This is a genomic window from Methanoculleus sp. UBA413, assembly GCF_002502935.1.
In the GTDB taxonomy this organism is placed as follows: domain Archaea; phylum Halobacteriota; class Methanomicrobia; order Methanomicrobiales; family Methanoculleaceae; genus Methanoculleus; species Methanoculleus bourgensis.
In genome coordinates, this window is record NZ_DAQR01000123.1 from 1 (window position 1) to 6920 (window position 6920).

Below are 6920 nucleotides of genomic sequence, written 5' to 3' on the forward strand. Positions count from 1 at the left end.
CAAGAGGGTTTCAACAGAGCCCTCTATTCTGAAACTGGTTTTAAGGAATTCATTGTGAAATCATTAGAAGAGATGGGTTATATAGAGTATGACATAAAGGAGAGGGATTTTGGATTTGATGTTATTTGTGCTGACTGCGGTCTTGCTTTAATCTGTTTATGTGATGACGAATATCTACAGGATGAGGGATCGTCGGAAGCAGACCAGCCTATCATTTATAAAAAAGATCTCGTAAAAATATTTAGAGAAATCCCGGATTTAGATGATCTTAAAATCGTATTGAACGAGATTAGCCTGAATAAATCAGCACAGGATTACGCCAATGCTCACAAAGTTCAAGCTATGAAGCCAGATGATGTCCTAAAAGAGGTGTTCCTGGTTACAGCGGATCGGTACGACGATTGCGCTGCCGATGATCCGGAAGATTGGCGAAGACATATGTCGGAACTATTCCGGAGTGCAGATCAATACTACTACGGTACATGGTTCTGAAGAGAATAGCTATTAACCTATACCCCGAGGCTCCTCTTGCTCATATGGACTCTACAAAGTCCTTGTTTTTGGGTTAATAGTTATCCTCTGAAACTTCAGACACGGGCCAGTGAATCAGCCCGAGAGCCAGCGCTACCCTATCTCTTATCCTACCTCCTCCCCACAAAGACCGCCGCCACAACCCCAGCGATCCCGATCAGCGCGCCCGCTCCGCCGGCGGTGGTGGGCGTGGGCGCGGGTGTGGTGGCATCCTCAGTGGGCGTTGTCGTCACCGGCGGCAGCGGCACATCGGCCGTCCTGAAGATGAAGGCCTGCTCCCCCGCGCCCGCGGCGAGGTAGTCGCCTCTCTCCGAGAGGGCGACCGCCGTGACGGGAGCACCGGCGTCAAACGACCAGCGCTCGTCGCCGCTCCCGCTCCAGAGGTGCACGGTCCCGCAGGCGGTCCCGGCCGCGACGACCTCATCGCGCCGCGATACGTCCACGGCGAGGACGTTACTCCCCGTCCGGTTCCCCCAGAGGAGCCCCTCATCAGGCCGGTAGCACTCGAGGCTGCCCCCCTCCTTGCCGACGACCACGATCCGGCCGTCCCCGGAGAGGGCGAGCGCGAGGATCGGCGCACCCGTGGGCACCGCCCAGGGGAGGCCGCCCGGCCGGTCGTAGACGCGGAGGGCACGGTCCCGGCTCCCCGCGGCAACGACCGACCCATCCCGCGAGATATCGACCGCGGTGACGGCGTCGGTGGCGAGCGCCTGCCAGAGCAGGTTCCCGCGTCTGCCGATGAAGTGGACGGCGCCGTTGTCGCTCCCGGTGACGATGTAGTTGCCGTCCTTCGTGAAGGCGACGGAGCGGACCTCCGCCAGGGTTGAGAGGTTCCAGAGTTCCTCCCCGCGGTGGTCAAAGAGGGTGATGCGCTCAGCCGCCACCGCAAGGAGCCGGGCGTCGCCCGTGAAGGCGAGGCCGTTTACGCCCCCGCTCACGTTCGCTGTCCAGTAACGGTTGCCGTTTCCATCGAGGAGGAGCACCCCGCCCGCACTGGTTCCGGCGGCGATGCGCCCTGCGGCATCCGCGACGGCAACTGTGGTTATGGGGCTCCCCGCACTCACGTTCCATGGGACCGTGCCGTCCTGCCTGAGGCAGACGATCTTCCCGCTCCCGGTCCCTGCGACTGCATACCCGCCGTCCGCGGTGATCGCAAGATCGCTGACGATGCCTCCCGTTGAGGCGGCGTGGTAGGAGGCTTCAGCGGCCACCGCCGGGGCCAGGACGGCGAACAGGGCGATGATCAATACTATTCTTCTCATGGGGACCCTTCTCCAGACGTCTATTTTTGCGGCAGGGTTCTTAAACGCTTCCAGCCGGCTGCAGAAACCTTGAAGGGCCGCGTTGCAGATTACCTCATATGATGAAGAGGCCCGAAGAAGCGGTCTCCCGCTTCATGGGGGGCTACAACTGTGCACAGGCGGTCAGTTCGGTCTTTGCGGCCGACCTCGGGGTTCCCGAAGAGGTCATTCTCAGGGCGGCTACAGGGTTTGGCGGCGGGATGGGGCACACCGGGGGTGCCTGCGGGGCCGTCTCCGGGGCGGTCCTTGTCCTCGGGCTCTCGTTCGGGAGCACCGGCCCCGCTGAGAAGGAGGCGAAGGACGAGACCTACGCGCTCGTCCGGGAGTTCGTCACCCGGTTCACCATCAGGAACGGCGCCGTATCCTGCACCGGACTTCTCGGGTGCGACCTCTCGACCGACGAGGGGCTCGCGCGGGCCAGGGAGCAGAACCTCGCCCGGACCACCTGCCCCCGGTATATCAGGGACGCGGTCGAGATCCTCGAGGAGATCCTCGGACCCGTCACTTCCGGGCCGGCCCCGGGTCGGTGACGGCATCCGGGAGCCCGAAGACCCGCCGCAGATCTCTAGGATCCAGATTCTTTGCTGCCAGCGCCCATTTCTCGATCGTGTGCCAGGAGAGGAACGCCAGCGGGAGCACGAGCAGGAACGAAAGCCCGCAGAGCGCCGGGAGGGAGAGGGTGTTCCCCGAGATCTGGATGAGCGCCTGCTGGATCGGATAGTGGTAGACGTACATGCCGTAGGAGAAGTCTCCCGCCCTTCCGAAGTTGTTCAGGAGCGGGATCCGGATCTGTGCAGCGTAGAGGACGAGGTAGGGGATACAGACCACCCCGGCAACCGGGGGGTGGGGCGTCAGCACCGAGAGCCCGAGCACCACGAGCAGGATCCCGGCGATGAGCGGCCGGTAGGTGATGTGCCGTCGGTGGAGGGAGAAGTAAGCGCCGATGAGGAAGTAGAGGGTGAACCTGACCTTTGCCATCCGGGGGTCGTCGAACCAGACTATCCAGAGGAGGACGTTTACCGCGGCGAGACTGATGATGGCACCCCGCTGTCTCAGGAGCCCGGCGAGCCCCAGGACCGCGACGACCCCGTACATCACGACCTCGACCGGTATCACCCAGAGCGAGCCGTTCACGTACGTCACCGGGTTTTCCTGGAAGAGCCCGATGACACCTCCGTCCTCGAAGAATGGGACCGAGAAGAACCCTTCCAGAGAGAAGAGGGCGCCGTAATACTCAGCCGGGGGGAGGGACGTCATCAGCGGCCCGATGATGAAGAGCGTGATGAAGAGCGCGGGGACGAGGGCCGGGACGATCCTAAGAAACCGTTTCCAGGCAAACCGGAGCGGGGATGCGGTCGACTCCCAGCTTATCGGTATCAGGTAGCCGCTGATGACGAAGAATGTCGCAAGCGCCGCCTGCCCCATGAGCAGGACGGGGTCGTAGAGCCGCATGTTCGGGTAGCCCACCGTGAGCGAGTAGGCGTGCGTGACGATGACGGCCGCCGCCGCGACAAACCGCAGGAAGTCAAAGTTGTTTGAGAACCGGGCCGCACCCGCAGAACCGCTCCCACTCCCCGGGTACTGTGCGTTCATGTCGATCAGGATATCCTGTTCACCTGTGGTCTGGCAACGATTAAGTAGTTAGTTATGTATCTCCCTCGTATGGACCCGCTGGTCGTCGCCACGTTTGCCGTCGTCGCCCTGCTCGAGATCGCAATCCCGCTCGCGCTCGGTTACTGGATTGTTCGGAGGTTCGGCGTCCCGTGGCGGGTCTTCGGGCTCGGCGCCCTCTTCTTCATCGCCGTGCAGGTCGTCCACACCCCGCTCGTCCTTGTAACACAGGGCCCGCTCTACCGCTCCCTCCTGCCGCTCGGCACAACAACGACCCTCGCGGTCATCGCTCTCTACCTCGGCCTCCTCGCCGGGCTCTTTGAGGAGATCGGCCGCTACCTCGTCTATCGCTACTACTTCCAACGCCGGGATATCCCCCTCACCCGGGAGACCGGCCTCCAGTTCGGGGCCGGGTGGGGCGGCGTCGAGAGCATCATCGTCGCGCTCCTCGTCCTCTCGAGCATGCTCTCCTACATCCTCCTCACCGGCGACGGCGGGATCATCCCCCTGCCCGATGACCCCGCCGTCGCGGCACAGGTCGAGGCCCTCAAGGGTCTCACGCCGCTCGATATCCTGCCGGGCCTCGCCGAGCGGATGATGACGATCACCCTGCATATCGCCTGGTCACTCATGGTGCTTGCCGCCGTTGTCTATGATAGAAAGGCGCTCATTGCTCTTGCCGTCCTCTGGCACGCCACCGTGGATGCCGCCGCCGTCTTCCTCGTCCAGACACAGGGGGTCATCGTGACCGAGGCGGTGATATTCGTCTTCGCGGTGCTCGGCCTTGTGTACATCCTCATGCAGTGGCGAAGGATGGGGGAGCGGGCTGCCTCTTAGCCGTTCCACTCGTGCAGGTATCCCCGGCGGTCGAGCGGCTCTCCGTCCGCGAGCACCACCCACTCCGGGATGACCTCGCCGATGACGTGCGCCTCGACCCCAGGGACCGGGAGGAGGGCGGGAGGTGCGGAGAAAAGGAGTTCAAAGTCCCCCCCGCCGTAGAGCGCAAGTTCCCGGGCCTCGTCCTCCGGGACACCAGCCGGAAGCGGGAGCCGGGCGGTATCGACCGAAAACCCGCAGTCGTTCACCGCTAACAGGTCGTAGAGCGAGAGCGCAAGGCCGTCTGAGATATCCATCATCGCCGAGACCCCGGCACGGCCGAGGATCTCTCCCTCCTTCGTGCGGGGCTGCGGCTCGAGGAGTTCCTTCCTGTGATGGTCGTAGCCGACGAGAGCGGCCTCTGCCTCCCCGAGCGGCCCGGTGACCGCGATGACGTCCCCCGGCCGTGCCCCCCGCCGCCTGACCAGGTGCTCCGGGGCGACGGTCCCGAGCCCCGTGCTCACGAGTGTGAGTTCCCGGTGGGCGTCGAGGTCCCCGCCGACGAGTTCCGCACCGGCCGCAACACAGCAGTCCCGGGCGCCCACCATAATCTCCTGGAGACGTTCCGGCCTATCGAGGCCGACCGCGAGGAGCACCTGCCCCGGCGCCGCGCCCATGCTCGCCACATCCGAGAGCGTGACCGCCACCGCCATCCACCCCACCTGCCAGTCGGTCATCCCGGCCGGAAAATCAGTGGTCTCATGCAGCATATCGGTGCTCGCGACCATGAGAAGATCCCCGCAGGGGATGACGGCGCAGTCGTCTTCGAGCCGCTCAGGGTCGATGATCGTCCCGATCAGCCGGTGCAGGCCTCGCTCATCCACCGCGCCGCACCTCCTTCTCCCGCTCGCTCCGGTACTCCTTGAAGAGGTACTCGAGCCGCTCGGTCTCCTTCTCGCGCCGGTACTCCTTCTGCTCCTCCTCCCACTCCAAAACGGCGTCCTCGAGGGCGTCGGTCTTCGCCGCCCCGGTCCTGCCCCTGATATCCGGCCTGACCGCGTCGGCGGGGAGGAGGGGGAGACCCGCCTCCCGGGCGACCCTGACCAGGTGCGGGTCGGGAGGCTCCCCGCCGACGACCAGCGCCCGCACGCCTGTCCCGGCGAGGTCCTTCACCACGCCCCGCCCCCAGCCGTGGGTCCTCTGGACGTAGAGAACGTCGCCTTTGACGATCCCGACCTCCTCCTGGAGGCTCCTCACCCCCTCCCGGGTGAGGGAGTCGAGCACCTTGAGCGGGGTGTAGTCCTCGGAGATCTCGATCTTTGCGACGGTCCGCATCCGCTCCAGGCGTTTCTTCAGCCGCCGGAACCGCCGCCGCTCACCCTGGAGCTGCCGGCGCAGGTTCTCGATCATCGCATCCTTCGTCGCCAGTTCCGCATCCCGCCGGATCTTCCGCCCGGCCGCGGAACGCTCCCGCCGCAGAGTCTGCTGCAGCCGCTCCACCTCCCGGTCGCGTTCCCGCAGGTCATCCTGCAGTTCCTGCACGTACCCCCGGAGCCGCTTCACCATACCGTCGAGCGCCATCACCCGCTCGTCCTCCACCGGCCGTTCCGGGACGGTCTCCGGGAGTGCAGCGGGTTTCGGGGCCGCTGGGGCCCCCTGCATCTCAGCGAGGACCGCGTCGAGCGACTGGCCCCGGAGCACCCGCGCCCGCACCTCATCGAGGTCGAACCCGGGCTGCACCCGCTTTGCGATATTCCGGAACTTGTTCTGGAGGCTCCGGTAGGCGTCCAGCGCCGCCGAGAGGGCGTCGCGTTCGTGGTCGTTCGTGTACGAGAACGGGGCGGTCAGGTCGTACTTCGCCTCAACTGAGAGCGACTGCTTCGGGGTGTAGGGGATGGCGTTGAACGCCCGACGAATCTTTTCGACCGAGTAGGGCATCTGCTGGACGTCGGAGGCGATGATGAGCGGTTTTCCGGCGCGGTAGAGTTCCTCGACGATATCGGACATCGTCATCTGCCGGGAACTTGAGAGGAGGACCAGGTTGCCGTCGAGGTCCAGGGCGGCGATCCCGGTGGTCGTCCCGGGATCGAGCCCGACGATCAGGTAACGGGGGCGGCTGGAGAGCGGTTCGAACCGGATCCGGTCGAGTTCCCTGCCTGCCACCCTGACCTGGACATCGGAGCCCCGGGAGGAGTGGACCGGGACCATATCTCTGGGGGCGACGACCCGGAAGGCGACCCTTGAATACCCGCCGAAGGCCTTTGTCTCCTTCTTCTCGTAGTCGAGACCGGCGCCCCGGAGCCTGTCCTCGATCTCCCGGGCCTTCTGCATCACCCCGCCGTGGATCTTCCTCGTATAGCGGTTCTGGCTCCACCCGCCCCTGCCCGGCGAGCGGCGCCTGCTCACCACGACATCCGTGGTGTTCTCAAACGCGATCACCTCGACGCCTGCCCCGAGGGAGGCCACCTGGGCGGTGGTCCGGGCCTCGGCGTAGGGGTCGAACTTGTTGAAACTGATGTTGTAGCGGGCGGCGACCTTCCCGAGAGTCTCTTTCCGCTCGCCGCCGGTCACCTGGACGAGTTTCGTCGACGGCGGGAGCGCCTGCAGGAAGGCATGGAGTTCGCGCTGGTCGGCGGCGATCTCCTGGAGGCTGTCCACGGC

Annotated in this window: 7 protein-coding genes; 3 read left to right on the forward strand and 4 right to left on the reverse strand. The window is 64.7% G+C overall.

Translation table 11 applies throughout. From position 1 onward, the window contains the following. On the forward strand, positions 1-492 hold a 492-nt coding region (locus BP858_RS10605), incomplete at its 5' end, for a hypothetical protein (RefSeq protein ID WP_286879463.1). A gap of 149 nt (positions 493-641) precedes the next feature. On the opposite strand, the gene BP858_RS10610 is transcribed toward BP858_RS10605, so the two are convergent. Continuing rightward, complete coding sequence (locus BP858_RS10610) at positions 642-1793, reverse strand: WD40 repeat domain-containing protein (protein ID WP_286879464.1); 1152 nt, start codon at positions 1791-1793, stop codon at positions 642-644. A 98-nt stretch (positions 1794-1891) separates the two neighbouring features. On the opposite strand from BP858_RS10610, the gene BP858_RS10615 reads away from it, so the two are divergent. Continuing rightward, positions 1892-2362, forward strand: a complete 471-nt coding sequence (locus BP858_RS10615) for a C-GCAxxG-C-C family protein (protein ID WP_286879465.1) — start codon at positions 1892-1894, stop codon at positions 2360-2362. Here BP858_RS10615 and BP858_RS10620 read toward each other — a convergent pair. Then, complete coding sequence (locus BP858_RS10620) at positions 2334-3425, reverse strand: acyltransferase family protein (RefSeq protein ID WP_286879466.1); 1092 nt, start codon at positions 3423-3425, stop codon at positions 2334-2336. The genes BP858_RS10615 and BP858_RS10620 overlap by 29 nt on opposite strands. A 69-nt stretch (positions 3426-3494) precedes the next feature. Between BP858_RS10620 and BP858_RS10625 the strand changes: the two genes are divergently transcribed. Beyond that, complete coding sequence (locus tag BP858_RS10625) at positions 3495-4280, forward strand: YhfC family intramembrane metalloprotease (protein ID WP_286879467.1); 786 nt, start codon at positions 3495-3497, stop codon at positions 4278-4280. On the opposite strand, the gene thiL is transcribed toward BP858_RS10625, so the two are convergent. Both thiL and BP858_RS10635 read right to left on the reverse strand, forming a co-directional pair. Beyond that, on the reverse strand, positions 4277-5143 hold the full coding sequence (gene thiL / locus BP858_RS10630; RefSeq protein ID WP_286879468.1) for a thiamine-phosphate kinase: 867 nt from the start codon (positions 5141-5143) through the stop codon (positions 4277-4279). The genes BP858_RS10625 and thiL overlap by 4 nt on opposite strands. Beyond that, positions 5136-6920 (reverse strand): DUF460 domain-containing protein (locus tag BP858_RS10635; protein ID WP_286879469.1); only part of this gene is annotated, 1785 nt, incomplete at its 5' end. The genes thiL and BP858_RS10635, both read right to left, overlap by 8 nt.